The organism is Mesorhizobium sp. WSM4312 (assembly GCF_002294875.1).
Lineage (GTDB): Bacteria > Pseudomonadota > Alphaproteobacteria > Rhizobiales > Rhizobiaceae > Mesorhizobium.
Window position 1 is genome coordinate 246993 of sequence record NZ_NSFU01000010.1, and the last position, 18886, is coordinate 265878.

Here is an 18886-nt window from a genome sequence, read left to right on the forward strand (position 1 = left end):
CACTCGATCGTCAGTCGCCGGTGACCATCATGGCTGAAATCTCGGCCTCGGCCGCCTTGGTGCCATCGACCAGGGCTTCGCAGGCGAATTTGAGCAGGTTGCCGCGCTTCTTGATTTTCTTGACGTGAATCTTCAACTGGTCGCCGGGAACGACCGGTTTGCGGAATTTGGCGTTGTCGATGGTCAGGAAATAGACCAGCGACGGCTTCGACGCCCCAAGGCTGCGGATGCAGATGGCGCCTGCCGTCTGCGCCATGGCCTCGACGATCAGCACGCCCGGCATCACCGGCTGCTCCGGGAAATGCCCCTGAAAATGCGGCTCGTTGATGGTGACGTTCTTGATGCCGACGGCGGAATCGTCGCCATCGATGTCGACGATGCGGTCGATCATCAGGAAAGGATAGCGGTGCGGCAGGAGCTTCATCAGCCCCAGTATGTCGACCGCTTCCAGCGTCGTCGCCGCCACCATATCAGCCATTGTCCTTGCCCTGCTTGCGTGCCCTGGCCATCGTGCGCAACATGGCTATCTCCCGCATGGCTTCCGCCATCGGCTGTGCCGGATAACCGCCCCAGATCTCGCCGGCGGGAACATTGCTCATAAATCCACTTCTGGCGGCAAGCTTGGCCCCTGAGCCGATGGTCAAGTGATCCGCGAGCCCGACGCCACCGCCCATCGTAACGTTGTCACCCACGACCACGGAACCGGAAATACCTGAAAGCCCCGCCACTATGCAATTGCGGCCGATGCGGACGTTATGGGCGATCTGCACGAGATTGTCGATCTTGGTGCCCTGACCGATGATCGTATCGGACATGGCGCCGCGGTCGACGGTGGAATTGGAGCCGATCTCGACATCATCCTGGATGACGACCCGTCCGATCTGGGGAACGCGTTCCGGGCCCTTGGCACCGCCGACAAAGCCGAAGCCGTCCTGGCCGATCCTGGCGCCGCCATGGATGATGACCCGGTTGCCGATCAGCGCATACTGGATGCTGGCGCCCGGGCCGACATAGCCGTCACGGCCGATCTGGCAGGATTGTCCAATGACCGCGTTTGGCGCGATGACAGTGCCGCTGCCGATCGAGACGCCTGGCCCGATGACCACACCGGCCTCGATGATAGCACCAGCTTCGACATGGGCGGTCGGATCGATATGGGCATGCGCTGAAACACCGGTTTCACCGGTCATTGGGCCCGGCGTGGCGGCTGTCGGAAACAGCAGCCGGCCGACCAGCGCGAATGCCTGTTGCGGACGCGGATGGATCAATACGGCGACGCCGGACGGCGCCTTGTTGGCGAATTCCGCCGGACACAGCACCGCAGCCGCCCGCAATGACGACATCAGCGCGGAATTGCGCCTGCCGTCGACGAAGACGAGCGCATTTGCGCCGCCTTCGTGGGCCGGCGCCAGCGCCTCGATCGAAACGTCGGATTGGCCGGAATCGACAAGCACCGAGCCGGTCAGATTCGCGACTTCGGCCGCCGTATACCGGCGTGATGGCGCGAAGAACACCGGATCGGTCATTCCAGAAGCTATATCCAGCTAGGTCGGAACATTTCTCCCGGATCCAAAGAAATCCGGGAGCATCGTTGGCCGCCGATCAGAAGCGGGTCGATATGCCGAAGTTGAATTCCTGCACGTCGTCGCTCGCTTCCTTCTTGACCGGGATCGCATAGTCGATACGGATCGGACCGAACGGCGAGGCCCACATTAGGCCGACGCCGACCGAAGCGCGCAATTTCATGCCGGTCGAGTCCTGATCGACCAGTGTCTGATCAGCAATCTTGTTGCCGTAGAGCGTTGCAGCGTCGGCGAAGACCGCTCCACGCAGGCCGAAGCTCTCGGGAACGACCGGCAGCGGGAACTGGGCCTCGGCAGAGGCGTTGAAATAGGTCGTGCCGCCCAGGTGGTCGCCAACACCGGAGGAGTCGACCGGACCGATGCCGCCATAGGCAAAGCCGCGGATCATGCGGTCGGTACTCTGGAACTGATCGAAGATGCGCAGACCACCTTCGTTGCCGTAACCCTCGACGTGGCCAGCGCCACCTGAAATGAGGCCGACAAGGTCGAGCTGTTCGGACAGAGTCTGATAGACGCTGCCGCGACCGGTGATCTTCACGAACTTGGCATCGCCGCCGAGACCCGCGACCTCCACCGTCGTGTTGGCATAGATACCCTCATGCGGGTTCTTCATGTCGTCGATGGTGTTGTAGACCAATCCCAGGCTGACCGAAGACTTGATCCAGGGGCTTTCTGCGATGCCATCCAGGATGGCTGGCGAAATCGTACAGGCGCCGTCTGGGTCTCCGACACTGGTAGGACCGCAACTGTCGTCGACCTTATACTTCTCCTGAGAGATATTATACGCCAGCTGGGTCGTGATGCTGTTGGTGATCGGCAGCCCGAAGCGAACCGTCGCACCTACGGTATCGCTGTCATAGTTGTCGTTGTATTGCCTCGTCGACTTGTAGATGTCGAAGCCGGCGGCGATGCGCCGTCCGAGGAAATACGGCTCGGTAAATGACACGCTGTAGTCGCGCGAATTCTTGCCGCCGCCCGCCGACAGCTTGATGAACTGGCCGCGGCCGAGGAAGTTGCGCTCGGTGATCGATCCTTCGACGGACGGGCCTGCCGAGTCACCGCCGGTCGAATAGCCGGCGCCAACGGAGAATTCACCCGTCGACTTTTCGACCACGTCGACCACAAGCACGACCTGATCGGGCTGCGAGCCGGGCACCGTCGAGATTTCGACTTTGTCAAAATAATTCAGGTCTTCCAGGCGTTTCTTCGCGCGCTGGATGAGCACCTGGTTAAACGCATCGCCTTCGCTGACATCGAATTCGCGGCGGATGACATAGTCACGCGTGCGGTCATTGCCGCGGATCTCGATGCGCTCGATATAGGCCTTGGTGCCCTGGTCGACCGTATAGACCACCGAAATCGTATGGTTCTCGAAATTGCGATCGCCGCGCGGCGTTACCTGCGCGAAGGCATAGCCTGAACCGGCCACCTTCTCGGTGAGAGCGATGATGGAGTCCTCGACATCCTTGGCGTTGTAGACATCGCCCTTGTGGGTCTCGACCACCGATTCAAGCGACTTGGAGTCGACTTCCGGGATCGTGCTTTCGACGCTGATATCGCCGAAATTGTAGCGCTCGCCTTCCTGGACGGTGATGGTGACCGTGTATTTGTTCGTCGCATTGTCGAGTTCGCCGACGGCCGACACGACCTGGAAATCGGCGTAGCCGTGGTTGTAATAGAAGCGGCGCAGCAGCTCCTGGTCGGCGCGCAGCTTGTCCTCGTCATAGACGTCGTCGCGCAGGATGAACGACACCCAGGACGAACGCTTGGTGTTGATCACGTCCGACAGACGGCGGCTCGAATAGGCGCTGTTGCCGACGAAATTGATCGCCGCGATCTGCGTACGGTCGCCTTCGGTGATGTGGAACACCACGTTCACGCGGTTGTCGCCGAGTTCCATGATCTGCGTGGTCACGCCTGCATCATCGCGGCCAATGCGCCTATAAGCGGCTTTCACGGCCTCGACGTCGGAATCGAGCGTCGCCTGCGAGAATGTGCCACGCGGCTTCAGCTGGACCGCCGCCTGGAGCGCGTTGTCCTTGAGCTTCTTGTTGCCCTGGAACAGCACCTGGTTGACGACCTTGTATTCGGCAACCTTGACCACCAGCGTCGAGCCGACCTGATTGATCTGCACGTCCGAGAACAGGCCAGTGCCAAACAGCGCCTTGACGGCCGCGTCCACATCGGAACTGGAGAAGGCCTTGCCGGGCTTGATGGTGATGTAGTTGCGGATGGTATCGGCGTCGACACGCTGGTTGCCGCTCACCTCGACCCTGCTGACGACAGCGGCTTCAGCCGCCGATGTGGCAACGAATTGTACTGCGAGCGCACCTGGCACGACCAGAGCGGCGGACAGTGCCGCCGCTGACGCGGCGCTCAGAAACTTGGATGCTGCCTTCATCGGGCTTAATAACCTTTTCTCGTAGTCCCCACGGCGAGAAAACCGGACGTGCGGTAATTTCCCCTACCGTATTAACCGGATTTTCCCTACACGCAAGGCTTCTGGTTAATTTGTATTTACTTAACCCTGGTGCGTGGCTTTCGCGTCACTCATATCCCCGTGCATGGTAAACGGCGTCTCAACATCGACCATGCCAAAGCCAAATTTCTTCATGATTTCAGCACCCAAACAGATCGTTCCAGAATACGAAACCCATGAAGCACAAGACCAGGAGCAGACCGGCCCGATAGGCCATTTCCATCATCCGTTCCGACACCGGCCGGCGAATGACGGCCTCCACCCCGTAGAACAACAGATGGCCGCCGTCGAGGGGGGGAATCGGCAAAAGGTTTAGAATACCTATGCCAACGGAGAGCAGCGCGACGAGCTGCACGAGCCATTCGAAACCGAGTTTCGCCGCCTTGCCGGCCATGTCCGCGATCTTGACGGGACCGCCCAATTGGCACTTGTCCTCGCGCCCGACGGCGAAACGCTGCAAGAACTGGCCGGTGCGTTCGATGACGTGGCCCGTTTCCTCAACTGCCGCCGCAACCGCCCCGACCGGTGTGTAGGTGATGAGACGCGGCTGACCGAGTTCCTTGTTGTTGACAACGCCAATCACTGCGACCTTGACCTTGTTGCCGAGCGCGTCTTGCTGCTCCATCAACTGCGGCGTCGCGGTCACCGTGATTTCCTTGCCGCCGCGCAGCATGACAAAGGTGATGGTATCGCCGGCGCGGCCCGAGACCAGCCGCTGCACATCGCCAAAGGTTTCGACCTTGCTGCCGTCGACACTGGCGAATCGATCGCCAGGCTGGATGCCGGCCTTTGCCGCCGGACTGTCCGCTGTGACTTCCGCCACCATGGGCTCTGCGACATAACGCCCATAGGACGCAAACAGCACGGAGAAGACGACGATCGCCAGAAGGAAATTGAACAGGGGTCCAGCCACCACGGTCGCCGCACGCTTCCAGATGGCCTGGGTGTGGAAGGCAACCTTGCGCTCCTCGTCGGTCAGCGTTTCGAGCTCTTGCGAGGTGGGCTGGCTGGAGGTGGCGTTCATGTCGCCGACAAATTTGACATAGCCGCCAAGCGGTATGGCGCAAAGCTTCCAGCGCGTGCCATGCCGGTCGTTGAAGCCGATGAGTTCGGGACCGAAGCCGATCGAGAAGGCCCTGACCCCGATGCCGCACCAGCGACCGACGAGGTAGTGGCCCATCTCGTGGACGAACACGACCACGGTCAGCACGAAGAGAAACGGCACGAGCGTGCCGAGAAAAAAGCCTTCGGTGCTGAAAATCGCGTGAAGAATCCCGTTCAACTCATGTCCTCAAATTCTTCCGCTGTCGCGGTGACTGTGACATCAATCCAGGCGAATCCAAGGCACGCCCGCACCAGATCGTGAAACGACACCGTTCAAATCGGAAATAGCCCCTGCGCCGGATGATCGGCGCCCGCCGAAATCCAGCCAATGACGTATAGGGCAAGAGCCGCCGCGACAAGCCCGTCGACACGGTCCATGACACCGCCATGGCCTGGAATGAGCACGCCCGAATCCTTGCGGCCATGCCGCCGCTTGACCCAGGATTCGAACAGGTCTCCAGCCTGAGCGATAATCGAAAGCACAAGCGCCACGAGGCCAAGCAAGGCCAGATTGCCGGCACCGGCGGCTGCTGCCAGCACGACCCCGGCGACAACGCCGCCAACCGCGCCGCCGACCGCGCCGCTGCGCGTCTTGCCGGGCGAAATCGACGGCGCCAGCTTGGGACCACCGACGGCGCGCCCGACGAAATAGGCAAAAATGTCGGTCGCCCAGACGACCGCGAACAGGAACAGGATGGCGACGAGGCCCGGATGGTCGCCATCACGCAACAACGCAAGCGACAGGCCGGACACGCTGGCATAGGCAAGACCGCTTGCCTCCCACTGCCCGGCCTGGCGAACCAGGGCGGCAGTCGCCGTAACGGCGATCAGAATCGCGACGAGCAGCACCAGCCACGATGCGGCAAGCCCGGCAATCAACGCGCCGATGAAAACGACGGCCAGCGCCTCGGGCAGGAAGCCCAGCCCATGGGCCGCGGCTGGCCGCGACATGCGTGTCCACTCGTAGAAGATCATCGCCGACATGGCCGCGCACAGCAGTCGGAATGGCAGGCCACCAAGCCAGGTCAGGCCGAGGGCGATGACGGCAAGCACGACCGCTGAAATGACGCGGAGCTGAAGGTTGCTCATCCCGCGGCCGGTCGCGAAGCGACGTCTTGCGGGCCCACTCCGCCGAAACGGCGCTCGCGGCCGGCAAATTCGCGCAACGCCTCGGCAAGGTGTTCGCGGCTGAAGTCAGGCCAATAGCAAGGCAGGAAGACGAGCTCGCTGTAAGCGGCCTGCCACAAGAGGAAGTTGGACAGGCGAAGCTCGCCGCTGGTGCGTATGACCAGTTCCGGATCGGGAATGCCTTGCGTGTCGAGACAGCCGGCAAAGCTCTCTGCTGTGATCGATTCGGCGTCGATTTCGCCGCGCGCCGCGGCCAAGGCAAGCTTGCGCGCCGTGCGGACGATCTCGTCGCGCCCGCCATAGTTGAAGGCGATCACCAGCGTCAGGGACGCGTTACGCGCGGTCAGCGATTCGGCCTCTTCGAGCAACCCTCGGATGTCGGCCTGCAGCCCTGCCCTGTCGCCGATGATCCTGACCCGCACGCCGCTCTGGTGCAGTTCGGCGAGATCACGGCGGATGAACAGCTTCAACAGTCCCATCAGGTCGCTGACCTCGGCCTTCGGCCGGGACCAGTTTTCCGACGAGAACGCATAGACGGTCAGGTAGGAGATGCCGAGATCGGGCGCCGCGCGCACCGTTTTGCGCAATGCCTCGACGCCGGCGCGATGACCGGCAAGCCTCGGCATGCCGCGCGCCTTGGCCCAGCGTCCATTTCCATCCATGATGATCGCGACATGCGCGGGCGTTGTCATGATCTCGCTTTCGGGTCAGCCGGCCGCCAACCCTAAACCTGCATGATTTCAGCTTCCTTGTCGGAAAGCAGATGATCGATGGTGCTGATCGTTTCGTCTGTAAGCTTCTGGACCTGATCCGAACGCTTGCGCTGATCATCCTCGCTGATAACGCCGTCCTTCTCGGCCTTCTTCAGGAAGTCCATGCCGTCGCGGCGCACATGGCGCGCGGCGACACGCGCATTCTCGGCATAGCCGTGCGAGATCTTGACCAGTTCCTTGCGGCGCTGCTCGTTGAGCTCCGGCAGCGGAATCCTCAGATTGGTGCCGTCGACGATGGGATTGAAGCCCAGGTTGGATTCGCGGATGGCGCGATCGACGGCGCCGACCATCGACTTGTCCCAGATCGACACCGAGATCATGCGCGGCTCCGGCACCGTGACGTTGGCCACCTGGTTGATCGGCATGGTGGTGCCATAGGCCTGCACCTGGATGGCATCGAGCAGATTGCTGGAGGCGCGGCCGGTCCGCAGCGAAGCCAAATCATGCTTGAACGCGGCGATTGCCCCATCCATGCGCCGCTTGAGATCGTCGTACTCACCACTCATCTTAGTCTCCTCGACCCGTCTGCCGCGGGTTCACTGCCTCGGGGCAAGGCCCCGTTCGAGCCTGATTTTCGAAAAGCCGGTCTCCCTTTCCAGGGATCAGGCTCCGGATCAACCGTCCGCGACGACCGTGCAGCGGCCGCCGCCCCTCAGAATATCGCCGAAACCACCTTTTTCGTGGATCGAATAGACGATTATCGGAATGTTGTTTTCGCGCGCAAGTGCAATCGCAGCCGTATCCATGATGGAAAGGCCTCGATTTATGACTTCGGCATGGCTGATGCGCTCGAAACGCGTCGCATTCGGATCCTTTTTTGGGTCGGCCGAATAGACGCCATCGACCTGCGTGCCCTTGAACAGCGCATCGGCGCCGATTTCGGCCGCGCGCAGCGCCGCCGCCGAATCAGTGGTGAAGAACGGATTGCCGGTGCCGCCGGCAAAGATCACCACCTTGCCCTGGTTCATGTAGGCGGTGGCCTGGCGCTGCGAAAAGCTTTCGCACAACTCCGGCATGGCGATCGCGGACAGCACCACGGCGTCGACGCCGATCTTGTTCAGCGAGGTGCGCAGCGCCAGCGAGTTGATGACCGTGGCAAGCATGCCCATGTGGTCGCCGGTAACGCGGTCTCCGCCCTTGGAGGCGACAGCCACACCACGGAAGATATTGCCGCCGCCGATGACGACGCCGACCTCGATGCCAAGCGCTCGGGCCTCGGCGATGTCAGCGGCGATGCGATCCACGACGGAGACATCGATGCCGAAATGCTGTTCGCCCATCAACGCTTCGCCCGACGCTTTCAGCAAGACACGTCGGTAGAGGGGCTTCACCGTCATCTGGTCCTCGTCATTTTTCATGTGGTCGCGCCTGGGCTGGCCGCCCTCGCGCAGGCGCCGCGCCCGAACATTGGCATGATGCCGAGTTCCGATACACGAAGGGCGCCGCGATGTCACGCGGCGCCCGACCGGCAAATTGGTGGCAAGCTGCGGGATCGATCAGTCGGTCGACACGCTGGCCGGCTCGCCCTCGACAAGCACCGGCGTTGCGTAGCCGGAGGGCTTGTCGCCGGTTGCCGCACCACCGGTGACGCGCGCCTGTATCAGCGATCCGAAATAGGAATAGGGAAACGGCGCCGGCGTTCTGCTGACCGCATCCAGGCGGTCGCGAAGCCCTAGCGGAATCTCGAAATCCAGCGCGCCAAGATTGTCCTTGATCTGGGCAAGCGTCGTCGCACCGAGGATGACCGTGGCGATCCCCGGCTGCGTCGCCACCCAGTTGAGCGCGACCTGCGGCATGCTGCGGCCGAGTTCGGACGCGACCTTTTCGAGTTCGGCCACGATGGACCAGTTGCGCTCCGTGAATTTCTGGAATCCCGGATGAGCCGAATTGCGGAAACCGTCGAGCCGGCCGGCATTTCCGGCCTGGGCCGGCCGATACTTGCCGCTGAGCAGCCCACTGGCGAGCGGGCTCCAGACCATGATGCCGGCGCCATGGCGCGTGCCGAAAGGCACGAACTCGTTCTCGATCGAGCGCTCGGCCAGGGAGTATTCGAGCTGCAGGGCAGAAACCGGCTCATACCCGCGCAGCTCGGCGATCGCCTGTGCCCGTCCCGCATACCAGGCCGGCACATCGGACAGGCCGACATGGCGAATTTTCCCCGCGCGCACGAGATCGTCCAGCGAGCGCATGACCTCCTCGGCCGGCGTCAGCCTGTCCCACACATGCATGAGATAGAGATCTATATAGTCGGTGCCCAGCCGCTTCAGCGAGGCATCGACCGCCCGCATGATGTTCTTGCGGCCGTTGCCGCCGGCATTCGGATTGCCCGGCTGCATGTTCATGGTGAACTTGCTGGCGATTACCGCGGTGTCGCGCAAGCCCCGCTCGGCGATGAATTCGCCAAGCCAGGCTTCGGCCGTGCCACCGGTGTAGAGGTCCGCCGTGTCGAAGAAATTGCCGCCCGCCTCGACATAGGCGTCGAACATCGCGCGGGCTGTCTCCCTGTCAGCTCCCCAGCCCCATTCCTTGCCGAAAGTCATCGTGCCGAGCGCCAGCCGGCTGACCCTGAGGCCGCTATTGCCGAGGGTGTAATAGGTCATGGTCATGATCGTTTTCCAATACTTGCTGGTGAAAGCTGTGGCCTCACAGGCCTGGGGTCGCCTTGACCCAAGGATTGCCGCGCTCATGCGTCATGCGGAACGTGAAGCCGTCGACTTTCCAGCCGGAGGAGGAGCGCGTCAGGTGATGCTCATAGGTGCCCCAGACTTCCCAAAGCGGGTCGCCATTGCCTTCCATCCGGTTCCAGGCATAGCCATTCGAACAGACGGTCGCCGTGTCCGCCTTGAGAACGACCTGGTGATTGGTGCGCAAATGCAGGCTCCTCTTCGAGCCCTTGAGATTGCCGGCCCAGGTGCCGATCAGCTCGTCGGAGGCGATGTTGGCCGCAGGCTGCCCGGACAGGCTGCTGAAATCAGCGATAACCCGATCCGCGAAGTAGCTGCGCGCCAGTTTCCAGTCCTGCGCGTCGACGGCGCGGTCGATGGCGTCCGCAATGCGGATGACCGCGCGTTCGTCCGCGAGCGCCTGCCAGCCGGAAGGTTCGGCCCCGCCGGCATCGATCGGCGCCAGCGCCATGCCTGCCGCGAACGTTACGTGCTTCAATGCATTCATGTCTCTTCTCCTTGATGCCATCGGCCGATTGCCGATGTGTGGGGGCGCCGACGTGTTGGCGACAATGTGGATCACCGCGTCGGCATCGATAAGATTGCATTGTCTGCAAACACCATGCGATATCGTGCATGAATGGATCGGGATCTCCTCACGCATCTGCCAGTCATCGTGGCCGTTGCCCGGCGTGGCGGCTTCGCGCTTGCCGCCGCCGAACTTGGCATGAGCCCGTCAGCGGTCAGCCATGCGGTGCGGCTGGTCGAGGAGCGCATCGGCCAGCCCTTGTTCGCGCGCACGACGCGCAGCGTCTCACTGACCGAAACCGGCAAGGCGCTGGTGGAGACCGCGGCTCCTGCCCTTCAGGATATTTGCGAGCGGATCGATCGAATCCGCAGCGTCAAGGGCAGGCCCTCCGGCCTGCTCAGGATCAACGCCTCCACCATCGCGATTCCATTGGCGGTGACACCTGTCGTCGCGGCGATGGCCGAGCGCTATCCGGACGTTACGGTGGAGATTTTCGCCGATCAGGGGCTGGTCGACATCGTCGGCGAAGGCTTTGACGCCGGCATCCGGCTGGGCGAGATGATCGCGCAGGACATGGTGGCCGTGCGGCTCACGCCTCCGTTCAAAACCGTCATCGTCGCTTCTCCCGCCTATATCGGGCGCCGCGGCCGTCCGCGCAGCGTCGCCGATCTCGCCAACCACAATTGCATCGGCTACCGGCTTGTCCGCTCCGGTGCCCTCTATCGCTGGGATTTGACCGAAGACGGCAAGGATGTCGTGATGCAGACCGGCGGTACGGTCGTCGTCACGGATTCGCTCGCGGCGATTGACCTGGCGCTAGCCGGAGTGGGCCTTGCCTATATGTTCGAACCGCTGGCGCGCGCCGATCTTGCGGCCGGCCGCCTGGTGCAGGTCCTGCCGCAATCGGCAATCGAGGAACCCGGCCTTTTCCTCTATTTCCCGCGCCGTGCGGCGATGGCGCCGAAACTGCGGGCCTTTATCGACAGCGCACAAGAAATCGGCCGGACATCCCTGCGGATATCCGGCCGAAAAACGCTTTCGGAATAAAGCGGTAGGAAGTCTACTTCTTGACCGCCGCCGCGACTTCCGCCGCGAAGTCGGTCTCTTCCTTCTCGATGCCCTCGCCGAGCGCGAAGCGCAAATAGGCCGTGATCTTGGCCGGCGCGCCGATTTCCTTCTCGGCATCCTTCAGCGCCTTCTCGACGGTGATGTCGGGATTGAGCACGAAGGCCTGCTTCAGGAGCACGACTTCCTCGTAGAACTTGCGCATGCGGCCCTCGACCATCTTTTCGATGATCGCTTCCGGCTTGCCGGACTGGCGCGCCTGATCGGAGAAGATCGCCTTCTCACGCTCGACCGCTGCCGGATCGATCTGCTCCGCCGTCAACGCCATCGGGTTGGTGGCGGCGACATGCATGGCGACCTGACGGCCGAAAGCATTGGCGGCATGCTCGTTGCCGGTGGTTTCGATCGCAACCAGCACGCCGAGCTTGCCGAGGCCGTCGGCGACCGCGTTGTGGACATAGGTCGCAACCGCGCCGTGAGGAACCGTCAGCTTGGCCGAGCGGCGGAAGCCCAGATTCTCGCCAATGGTGCCGACCGCATCCTTGATGGTGTCGGTGACCGACTTGTCCGAACCCGGATACTTCGCGGCAGCCACGGCTTCCGTCGTGCCGTAGGCGAGAGCAACCTTGGCAACGTTGGCGACGATCTCCTGGAACGCGGCGTTGCGGGCGACGAAGTCGGTCTCGGAATTGACCTCGACGACGGCAGCTTCGCGCACGCCGGCATCGACGCCGATCAGACCCTCGGCCGCGGTGCGGCCGGCCTTCTTGTCAGCCTTGGAAATGCCCTTCTTGCGCAGCCAGTCGACGGCTTCTTCCATGTTGCCGTTGGTCTCGTTCAACGCCGCCTTGCAGTCCATCATGCCCGCGCCGGTCAAGTCGCGGAGTTCTTTGACCTGTGCAGCCGAAATGCTCATTGTCGCCTCTTTGTTTTAAATGCACCGACGCACCACCGCTACTCGATGATGCGTCCGTTTAGCGTGCCAAAATATTAGAAAGATGAAGGCCGGAACCGGCCTCGCCGTTTTACGCCTGAGGGGTCTCGGTCGACGGAGCCGGATCGAGCGCCGGCTCGACCGGGGCTTCGACCGAAGCGCCGATATCGACGCCGAGCGCGCCCTGCTGACGGGCGATGCCGTCGATCGCAGCCTTGGCGATCAGGTCGCAATAGAGCTGGATGGCGCGGGCCGCGTCGTCATTGCCAGGGATCGGGAAGTCGATCTTGTCCGGATCGCAGTTCGAATCGATGATGGCGACGACCGGGATGCCGAGACGCTTGGCCTCTAGGATGGCGATCGCTTCCTTGTTGGTGTCGATCACGAACATCAGGTCAGGCGTCGAGCCCATGTCCTTGATGCCGCCCAGAGCCTTGTCGAGCTTCTCGCGCTCGCGGTCGAGGTTCAGGCGCTCCTTCTTGGTGAGGCCCTGGGCCTCGCCGGCCAGCATCTCGTCGAGCTTGCGCAGGCGCTGGATCGAATTCGAGATTGTCTTCCAGTTAGTCAGCATGCCGCCGAGCCAACGCGAATTGACATAGTACTGGGCCGAACGCTGCGCCGCATCGGCGACGATGTCGGACGCCTGGCGCTTGGTGCCGACGAACAGCACGCGGCCGCCCTTGGCAACGGTGTCGGAAACCTGCTTCAGCGCCTGGTGCAGCAAAGGCACCGTCTGCGAGAGGTCGATGATGTGGATGTTGTTGCGGGCGCCGTAGATGTAGGGCGCCATTTTCGGGTTCCAGCGGTGGGTCTGGTGGCCGAAGTGAATGCCAGCTTCCAAAAGCTGGCGCATGCTGAAATCAGGCAGAGCCATTCTCATTTTCCTTTCCGGTTAGCCTCCACGGACACAGGCATTTTTGGACGATGTCCTCTAACGCCACCGGGGGTTTCAGCCGGATTTCTCCCGGGCAGACACCAAAGTCCGTGTGTGGAATGAGCGCGCATATAGAGGGGAAGCGCGACAAACGCAAGCGGGGCGGCGTTTTACCGCTCAACGTGCGGCAATCAGCGCTCCGGTGCCGATCATCGCGCTGCCGGCAAACCGGTTCATCAGCCGCATGCGCTTCGGTGTCCTGAACCAGCTAGACGCCCGGCCGGCAAGCGCCGCATAGACCCCCATGGTCAGGATATTGACGCTGATGACGGTGGCCACCACCAGCAGGCCGTCGACAAATGTCAGCGTGTCGAGGTTGAGGATCAGCGGCATGATCGAGGCGTGGAACAGGATCGCCTTGGGGTTGCCCAGCGCAATGGACGCGCCAAGGAAAAAAGACCGGGACAATCTCGCCTCGGCCGTCCGCGGCCCATTCGATTGCGCGGTCGAGGCGCGCCACATCCTGATGCCGAGAAAGATCAGGTAGGCGGCGCCGGCATATTTCAGCAGGAGAAAGATCCATTCGAAGGTTTGCGCCAGCGCCACCAGGCCGAGCAGCGCCAGGGTGACCAGCACGGCATCGCCGGCGGCGACCCCGACGCCGGCCATGAAGGCACGCAGGAAACCGCGCGACACACCATTGGTGATGACCGTGAACATAGCAGGCCCAGGCGTGGCGGCAGCGAGTGTGACGGCGGCGCAATACGCGAGAAATGCCGTTGGTGTCATCGTTTGGCCTTTCCATTGGGCACCCGCACCCGCCGGAAGATCGCGACGATCTCCTCGCGGCTGCATTCGATGGCGCCGAGCCGCACCGCGCGGTCGCGCTCCAAGCCGGTTATGTCATAATGCGGAGCCGATGTCTTGGGCGGCCCCTGGTAGGATGAACGCTTGACGCCAAGCGCCGCGGCGAAACGATGCAGTTCGTCAGTGTCGTCGGCCATCAGGTGGCACCAGCGATGGCCGGCCCATTTCCAGATCGCCGCATCGACGTAGACCGCCATCAAGCCCGCCGCGGCCAGTTCAATTGCGCAACCCTGCTATTTCGAGACCGGGCAAGGCTTGGTCTGGTCGAACAGCGACAGGTTGACCAGCTTGCCGGTCATCGAGAAGTCGCCATAGTCCATGGTGAGATCGCGGGTGATGCCGTTGTCGTGCAGCTTGAAGCTGATCCGGTATTCCGGCACTTCTTCGCCGTTCTGGGCGCTGTCGTCGAAATAGGCGATGTCGACCGGCCAGTATTTGTCGGTGGCGAGCTTGGCCAGCGCCGGAGCCTCCGGATCGGCCTTGTCGGCTTCGGTCTTCTTGCCGACGACGACGGTGGTCGCCATTACCTTGTTGGCGTCCTCCGACCCGTCGAACAGGTTCGTCTGGTAGAAATTCTCGCCTTTTTCGGCCTTGCCGATCAGTTCGACCAAATGCTGGGTCGGAAACTGGGTCGCGGCGAGTTCCAGACTGCTCTTCTCGGGCTTGTCGATATCGACCTTGAGCCCCTTCTGATCTTTCGTGGCGATACCCTTGACCTCCTTGTCGAGGTTCTGGTCGACAAAGGATTTGGTCACAAATGAGAAGGTCTTGCCTTCGGCATCCTCGAAAGTCGTCGTCTGCTGGTCGGTCAATCGCGTATTGTCGTTGGTGACGATCTGGGTGACGAACCGGAATTTCACCGTATAGCCTTCGCAGGCCGAACCGTTGAATTCGTAGACCATGCGACCGGATATGCCTGTTATGCCGGAGCGGTCTGAGGCCTTTTTGAGGGTAAGGTCATACACGGCGCGATGCGCCTGCAGCGCCGGTACGGCGAAGGCGGGAACTATCGGGAACACCGCCGACAACAGAACGGCATGGAATGCAAGGCGCGCTGCGCGCATGGGGTACTCCGATCGTCGCGGCTGATGGCAGGCCGCAGGGAAAGATGGTCCAGCTTAAAAAAAGTCGTGGCGGAAGCGAGGCAAAAATAGCAATTTCGGCCCCGCCAGCGCGGCGCCTTCCAGCAATAGGGAAAAGCAATGAGTGAAACAATCGAAAAGCGGCTAAGCGATCTCGGCGTGACGCTTCCTGTCGCCGCCGCACCTGCCGCCAACTACGTCCCCTATTGCAGGTCGGGCACTCTGCTGTTCACCGCCGGGCAATTGCCGCTCAAGGACGGCAAGCTGCAGGCGAGCGGCCTGCTCGGCCGCGACGTCGACACGGCAAGCGGCAAGGACGCGGCGAAATACTGCGCGATCAACATTCTGGCGCAGGCCAAGGCCGCGCTCGGTGACCTGGAGAAGATCCGCCGGCTGGTGAAGATCACCGTCTTCGTTGCCTCTGCCCCCGACTTTGTCGAGCAGCATCTGGTAGCCAACGGCGCTTCCGATTTCCTGGTCGCCGCCCTTGGCGAGCGCGGCAAGCATGCCCGCTCCGCCGTCGGCACTGCCTCCCTGCCGCTTAATGCCGCAGTGGAAATCGAAGCCATCTTCGAAGTCGAATGAACGAAGGCCTGACATGACCGACCTATCCTGGCTGACTGCCCGGCCCGTTGCCCATCGCGGCTTCCACGACATGAACAAGACGCGCTGGGAAAACACGCTGTCCGCTTTCACCGCCGCGGCCGAACGGGGCTACGCCATCGAATGCGACGTGCATCTGTCGTCTGATGGCGTTCCCGTCATCATCCATGATGGCGACCTGAAAAGGCTGACCGGCGAGGACGGTTTCGTCTGGCAGCGCAGCGCGGCCGAACTGACCGCGCTCAAGGTTGGCGGCACATCCGACCGTGTGCCGACGCTGCAGGAAGCGCTCGACCTCGTCGACGGCCGCGTGCCCATGGTCGTCGAGCTGAAAGGGGTTCCCGGCCGCGACGAAGGCCTGGTGGCGCGCGTCGGCAAGATGCTCAAGCGCTACAAGGGCAAGGCGGCGATCATGTCGTTCGATCACTGGCTGATCCGCGATTTCCCGAAACATGCAGCCGGCATTCCCGCTGGCTTGACCGCCTACGGCAAGGACCTCAAGCTGATCGAGGCGCATTTTTCGATGCTGGCGCATGAGCTATCCTTCACCTCCTACGCCGCCGGCGACCTGCCGAACCCGTTCGTCAGCTTCGTGCGTGAAAAGCTCAAAATGCCTGTCATCACCTGGACGGTGCATGATCAGCCAGCGATCGACTTGACCTTCAAATATGCCGATCAGATGACATTCGAAGGGTTCGAACCCGAGCTGGTCAAGGTCGCTTGAGCGGGGTGTCTGAAATGTGACTTGTAGCGGCCCGGATGGAGCTTAAATAAGCCTCATGGATCAGGGCGACGATGGCGACGGGCAAATTGCAAATGCGGATTATTCGATCCGTATCGCCGCAGGCATCGGCGCGTTCACCTGCGATGAGTGGAACGGCTTTGCCGGCACCACGCGCGGCGATGCGGAAAATGGTTATAACCCGCTCGTTTCATTCGCTTTTTTAAGCGCGCTGGAAGATTCCGGCTGCGCCGTGCGACGCACCGGCTGGCAGGGGCATCATTTGCGGCTGGAGACCGCGCAAGGCAGGCTGCTGGGCGCCGTCCCCTGCTATCTCAAATCGCACAGCCAGGGCGAATATGTGTTCGACCACGGCTGGTCTGACGCCTTCGAGCGCGCCGGCGGCCGCTATTATCCAAAACTGCAATGCGCCGTGCCGTTCACGCCGGTCACCGGTCCTCGCCTGCTGGTCGGCAAGGGCGAGGATCCGGATGCGGTGAAGGCCGGGCTTGCCGCTGGCCTCAAAATGGTGACCGACAAGCTCGGCGTGTCCTCGGCGCATGTCACCTTCGCGCGGGAGAGCGATGTCGCAACGCTCGAGGCCGCCGGTTTCCTGCACCGCACAGACCAGCAATTCCACTTCTTCAACGAAGGCTTTTCGACCTATGACGACTTTCTCGCCACGCTTGCCTCGCGCAAGCGCAAGGCGATGAAGAAGGAACGGCGCGAGGCGCTCGCCGATGGCATCACCATCGACTGGCTGACCGGCAAGGACCTGACGGAAAAGGCGTGGGACAACTTCTTCGCCTTCTACATGGACACCGGCAGCCGCAAATGGGGCCGCCCCTATCTGAACCGCCAGTTCTTCTCGCTGATCGGCGAACGCATGGCCGACGACATCCTGCTGGTGATGGCCAGGCGAAACGGGCGCTACATTGCCGGCGCCATCAATTTCATCGGCTCCGACGCGCTCTACGGCCGCAACTGGGGCTGCATCGAGGATCACCCCTTCCTGCATTTCGAGGTCTGTTATCACCAGGCCATCGACTTCGCCATCGAACGCAAGCTGAAGGTGGTCGAGGCGGGCGCCCAGGGGGAGCACAAGCTGGCGCGCGGCTACCGGCCGGTAACGATGCATTCGGCCCACTACATTTCGCATCCCGGCTTGCGCAATGCGGTGGCCGACTATCTCCAGCGCGAGCGGCGCGAGGTGGAGCGGATGAGCGGCTATCTCGAAGAACACACGCCGTTTCGCAAGGATCTCGACGAGTAGCAGGCCTTCTGGCATGGCCGATCTCGCCCGATCGCCCGTCCCATCGTCTTGCCGGTCCGGGACAGCTTCGCTACACGGGACGCGAGGCACAATCCGGAGTGTTCGCCATGGCTGAAACCGCCTATGAGACCGACAACATCTTCGCCAAGATCCTGCGCGGAGAAATTCCCTCGCACCGCGTCTACGAAGACGATGCCGTCGTCGCCTTCATGGATGTGATGCCGCAAGGGCCCGGCCATACGCTGGTGGTGCCAAAAGCCCCGTCGCGCAATCTGCTCGACGCCAACCCGTCGACCTTCGGCCCGCTCTTCAACGTCGTCCAGAAAGTGGCGCGGGCAGTCAAGAAGGCGCATAATGCCGACGGCGTTACCATCCTGCAGTTCAACGAGCCGGCCTCCGGCCAGACCGTCTATCACCTGCACGTCCATGTCATTCCGCGTTTCGACGGCATCCCGTTGAAGCCGCATAGCGGCGTGATGGAGAAACCCGAAGTGCTTGCCGGGAATGCCGAGAAAATACGGGCGGCGCTGGGAAGCTGAGCCGCAACTCGTTTCGCGGGCAGGAGAAAGTCTAGCTGGCGGCTCGAGCCAACCGCTCGATCGCGCCCGGCTGGGCGCCATCACGCAGGCGCCGGCGGATCGCTTGGGCGCACTGTTCAGGGCTGAGGACCGAGGTGTCGACCTCAAGATCATACACGCCCGGCCGGTGCACCGCTTCCTGCCACAGACGCACGGGCAAAGGGGTGGGATCGTCCGAAGAGCCGGTGACATACCCCCTGCCCGCCTCGCTGGCGGCTCGCCTTTCCATGATGATTTCAATCGGACAGAGAACGCCGACAAACAGCACCGGCAGGCCGGCGAGACGGCGCGCGCAATCGGCCAGGCAATCGAGCGGCCTCGAATAGGCATCGTGATGGCCGACATCCGTCACGACGTTCAGCCCCAGCCGACTATGCGCCGCGATCGATTCGTAAAGGGCGGCATAAAGGCGTGGCACGAACACTTCGAGGTCGGGGCGTTCGCCGCCGGGTCGCAGCCCTATTCCCGGGCGAAGTCGCGGCGGTATGATCTGGGCATAGCTGTCGACGCCCAGATTCATCCATGCGCCATCGAAGCTTTCCTGAATGGCGCGAGCGATGCTCGATTTTCCCGACCGCGGCGCGCCGTTGAGGATGACGATCTGGCCGGGCATAGCCACCCCATTGCTCA

At 62.3% G+C, this 18886-nt stretch carries 21 protein-coding genes; 5 read left to right on the top strand and 16 right to left on the bottom strand.

Translation table 11 applies throughout. The features are described 5' to 3' along the window. Positions 1-10 precede the first annotated feature (10 nt). The 10 genes from fabZ to CK228_RS18990 all read right to left on the bottom strand — a co-directional run bounded on the left by fabZ (position 11) and on the right by CK228_RS18990 (position 10238). Entirely contained in the window at positions 11-478 is a 468-nt protein-coding gene (gene fabZ, locus CK228_RS18945) for a 3-hydroxyacyl-ACP dehydratase FabZ (RefSeq protein ID WP_020628878.1), read from the bottom strand. Continuing rightward, the gene (lpxD, locus tag CK228_RS18950) at positions 471-1526 is read right to left on the bottom strand and encodes a UDP-3-O-(3-hydroxymyristoyl)glucosamine N-acyltransferase (RefSeq protein WP_095774341.1); all 1056 of its coding nucleotides are present in this window, start codon (positions 1524-1526) and stop codon (positions 471-473) included. Before lpxD ends, fabZ begins: the two co-directional genes overlap by 8 nt. A gap of 76 nt (positions 1527-1602) precedes the next feature. Next, on the bottom strand, positions 1603-3984 hold the full coding sequence (gene bamA / locus CK228_RS18955) for an outer membrane protein assembly factor BamA (RefSeq protein WP_095774340.1): 2382 nt from the start codon (positions 3982-3984) through the stop codon (positions 1603-1605). A gap of 217 nt (positions 3985-4201) precedes the next feature. Next, positions 4202-5344: an RIP metalloprotease RseP gene (gene rseP / locus CK228_RS18960; RefSeq protein ID WP_095788815.1), complete on the bottom strand. Its 1143-nt coding sequence runs from the start codon at positions 5342-5344 to the stop codon at positions 4202-4204. 95 nt (positions 5345-5439) lie between these two features. Then, positions 5440-6255, bottom strand: coding sequence for a phosphatidate cytidylyltransferase (locus tag CK228_RS18965; RefSeq protein ID WP_095788816.1), 816 nt, complete (start codon positions 6253-6255; stop codon positions 5440-5442). Beyond that, positions 6252-6986 (bottom strand): isoprenyl transferase, encoded by a 735-nt coding sequence (locus CK228_RS18970; RefSeq protein WP_095788817.1) that lies wholly within the window; start codon positions 6984-6986, stop codon positions 6252-6254. The genes CK228_RS18965 and CK228_RS18970 overlap by 4 nt, the downstream gene beginning before the upstream one ends. A gap of 32 nt (positions 6987-7018) precedes the next feature. Then, positions 7019-7573: a ribosome recycling factor gene (frr, locus tag CK228_RS18975; RefSeq protein ID WP_010909550.1), complete on the bottom strand. Its 555-nt coding sequence runs from the start codon at positions 7571-7573 to the stop codon at positions 7019-7021. Between the two features lie 108 nt (positions 7574-7681). Next, positions 7682-8404: a UMP kinase gene (pyrH, locus tag CK228_RS18980; protein WP_095774470.1), complete on the bottom strand. Its 723-nt coding sequence runs from the start codon at positions 8402-8404 to the stop codon at positions 7682-7684. Positions 8405-8563: 159 nt separating this feature from the next. Further along, positions 8564-9673, bottom strand: coding sequence for an aldo/keto reductase (locus tag CK228_RS18985; protein ID WP_095788818.1), 1110 nt, complete (start codon positions 9671-9673; stop codon positions 8564-8566). 37 nt (positions 9674-9710) lie between these two features. Further along, positions 9711-10238: a nuclear transport factor 2 family protein gene (locus CK228_RS18990; RefSeq protein ID WP_095788819.1), complete on the bottom strand. Its 528-nt coding sequence runs from the start codon at positions 10236-10238 to the stop codon at positions 9711-9713. 132 nt (positions 10239-10370) lie between these two features. Here CK228_RS18990 and CK228_RS18995 point away from each other — a divergent pair, with 132 nt between their 5' ends. After that, positions 10371-11306 carry a LysR family transcriptional regulator gene (locus CK228_RS18995; protein WP_095788820.1) on the top strand — a complete coding sequence of 312 codons (936 nt, stop codon included), beginning with the start codon at positions 10371-10373 and terminating at the stop codon, positions 11304-11306. 13 nt (positions 11307-11319) lie between these two features. Here CK228_RS18995 and tsf read toward each other — a convergent pair whose 3' ends face one another. The 5 genes from tsf to CK228_RS19020 form a co-directional block, all read right to left on the bottom strand. After that, positions 11320-12240, bottom strand: coding sequence for a translation elongation factor Ts (tsf, locus tag CK228_RS19000; protein ID WP_010909555.1), 921 nt, complete (start codon positions 12238-12240; stop codon positions 11320-11322). A gap of 109 nt (positions 12241-12349) precedes the next feature. Then, positions 12350-13132 carry a 30S ribosomal protein S2 gene (gene rpsB / locus CK228_RS19005; protein WP_019858207.1) on the bottom strand — a complete coding sequence of 261 codons (783 nt, stop codon included), beginning with the start codon at positions 13130-13132 and terminating at the stop codon, positions 12350-12352. Between the two features lie 177 nt (positions 13133-13309). After that, positions 13310-13921, bottom strand: coding sequence for a LysE family translocator (locus tag CK228_RS19010; RefSeq protein ID WP_095788821.1), 612 nt, complete (start codon positions 13919-13921; stop codon positions 13310-13312). Beyond that, positions 13918-14196, bottom strand: a complete 279-nt coding sequence (locus CK228_RS19015; RefSeq protein WP_095774332.1) for a DUF4031 domain-containing protein — start codon at positions 14194-14196, stop codon at positions 13918-13920. The genes CK228_RS19010 and CK228_RS19015 overlap by 4 nt, the downstream gene beginning before the upstream one ends. Before the next feature lie 36 nt (positions 14197-14232). Then, positions 14233-15063, bottom strand: a complete 831-nt coding sequence (locus tag CK228_RS19020) for a cell envelope integrity EipB family protein (protein ID WP_095774331.1) — start codon at positions 15061-15063, stop codon at positions 14233-14235. 138 nt (positions 15064-15201) lie between these two features. Between CK228_RS19020 and CK228_RS19025 the strand changes: the two genes are divergently transcribed. The 4 genes from CK228_RS19025 to CK228_RS19040 all read left to right on the top strand — a co-directional run bounded on the left by CK228_RS19025 (position 15202) and on the right by CK228_RS19040 (position 18217). Beyond that, positions 15202-15666 (top strand): RidA family protein, encoded by a 465-nt coding sequence (locus CK228_RS19025; RefSeq protein ID WP_095788822.1) that lies wholly within the window; start codon positions 15202-15204, stop codon positions 15664-15666. Between the two features lie 13 nt (positions 15667-15679). After that, complete coding sequence (locus CK228_RS19030; RefSeq protein ID WP_095788823.1) at positions 15680-16408, top strand: glycerophosphodiester phosphodiesterase; 729 nt, start codon at positions 15680-15682, stop codon at positions 16406-16408. Positions 16409-16463: 55 nt separating this feature from the next. Then, on the top strand, positions 16464-17678 hold the full coding sequence (locus CK228_RS19035; protein WP_095788824.1) for a GNAT family N-acetyltransferase: 1215 nt from the start codon (positions 16464-16466) through the stop codon (positions 17676-17678). Between the two features lie 107 nt (positions 17679-17785). Continuing rightward, positions 17786-18217, top strand: coding sequence for an HIT family protein (locus CK228_RS19040; RefSeq protein ID WP_095774469.1), 432 nt, complete (start codon positions 17786-17788; stop codon positions 18215-18217). 31 nt (positions 18218-18248) lie between these two features. On the opposite strand, the gene CK228_RS19045 is transcribed toward CK228_RS19040, so the two are convergent. After that, positions 18249-18869 carry a chloramphenicol phosphotransferase gene (locus CK228_RS19045; protein WP_095788825.1) on the bottom strand — a complete coding sequence of 207 codons (621 nt, stop codon included), beginning with the start codon at positions 18867-18869 and terminating at the stop codon, positions 18249-18251. Positions 18870-18886: the final 17 nt, after the last annotated feature.

Excerpts from the sequence above, each read along its gene's own strand:
- CK228_RS19015 (WP_095774332.1), bottom strand. The coding sequence starts at position 14,196 with ATGGCGGTCTACGTCGATGCGGCGATCTGGAAATGGGCCGGCCATCGC.
- rpsB (WP_019858207.1), bottom strand. The coding sequence starts at position 13,132 with ATGGCTCTGCCTGATTTCAGCATGCGCCAGCTTTTGGAAGCTGGCATT.
- CK228_RS19030 (WP_095788823.1), top strand. The coding sequence starts at position 15,680 with ATGACCGACCTATCCTGGCTGACTGCCCGGCCCGTTGCCCATCGCGGC.
- CK228_RS19020 (WP_095774331.1), bottom strand. The coding sequence starts at position 15,063 with ATGCGCGCAGCGCGCCTTGCATTCCATGCCGTTCTGTTGTCGGCGGTG.
- lpxD (WP_095774341.1), bottom strand. The coding sequence starts at position 1,526 with ATGACCGATCCGGTGTTCTTCGCGCCATCACGCCGGTATACGGCGGCC.
- frr (WP_010909550.1), bottom strand. The coding sequence starts at position 7,573 with ATGAGTGGTGAGTACGACGATCTCAAGCGGCGCATGGATGGGGCAATC.
- fabZ (WP_020628878.1), bottom strand. The coding sequence starts at position 478 with ATGGCTGATATGGTGGCGGCGACGACGCTGGAAGCGGTCGACATACTG.
- CK228_RS18965 (WP_095788816.1), bottom strand. The coding sequence starts at position 6,255 with ATGAGCAACCTTCAGCTCCGCGTCATTTCAGCGGTCGTGCTTGCCGTC.
- CK228_RS18995 (WP_095788820.1), top strand. The coding sequence starts at position 10,371 with ATGGATCGGGATCTCCTCACGCATCTGCCAGTCATCGTGGCCGTTGCC.
- CK228_RS18990 (WP_095788819.1), bottom strand. The coding sequence starts at position 10,238 with ATGAATGCATTGAAGCACGTAACGTTCGCGGCAGGCATGGCGCTGGCG.
- CK228_RS18985 (WP_095788818.1), bottom strand. The coding sequence starts at position 9,673 with ATGACCATGACCTATTACACCCTCGGCAATAGCGGCCTCAGGGTCAGC.
- bamA (WP_095774340.1), bottom strand. The coding sequence starts at position 3,984 with ATGAAGGCAGCATCCAAGTTTCTGAGCGCCGCGTCAGCGGCGGCACTG.
- tsf (WP_010909555.1), bottom strand. The coding sequence starts at position 12,240 with ATGAGCATTTCGGCTGCACAGGTCAAAGAACTCCGCGACTTGACCGGC.
- CK228_RS19035 (WP_095788824.1), top strand. The coding sequence starts at position 16,464 with ATGGATCAGGGCGACGATGGCGACGGGCAAATTGCAAATGCGGATTAT.
- CK228_RS19010 (WP_095788821.1), bottom strand. The coding sequence starts at position 13,921 with ATGACACCAACGGCATTTCTCGCGTATTGCGCCGCCGTCACACTCGCT.
- pyrH (WP_095774470.1), bottom strand. The coding sequence starts at position 8,404 with ATGACGGTGAAGCCCCTCTACCGACGTGTCTTGCTGAAAGCGTCGGGC.
- CK228_RS19040 (WP_095774469.1), top strand. The coding sequence starts at position 17,786 with ATGGCTGAAACCGCCTATGAGACCGACAACATCTTCGCCAAGATCCTG.
- CK228_RS18970 (WP_095788817.1), bottom strand. The coding sequence starts at position 6,986 with ATGACAACGCCCGCGCATGTCGCGATCATCATGGATGGAAATGGACGC.
- CK228_RS19045 (WP_095788825.1), bottom strand. The coding sequence starts at position 18,869 with ATGCCCGGCCAGATCGTCATCCTCAACGGCGCGCCGCGGTCGGGAAAA.
- CK228_RS19025 (WP_095788822.1), top strand. The coding sequence starts at position 15,202 with ATGAGTGAAACAATCGAAAAGCGGCTAAGCGATCTCGGCGTGACGCTT.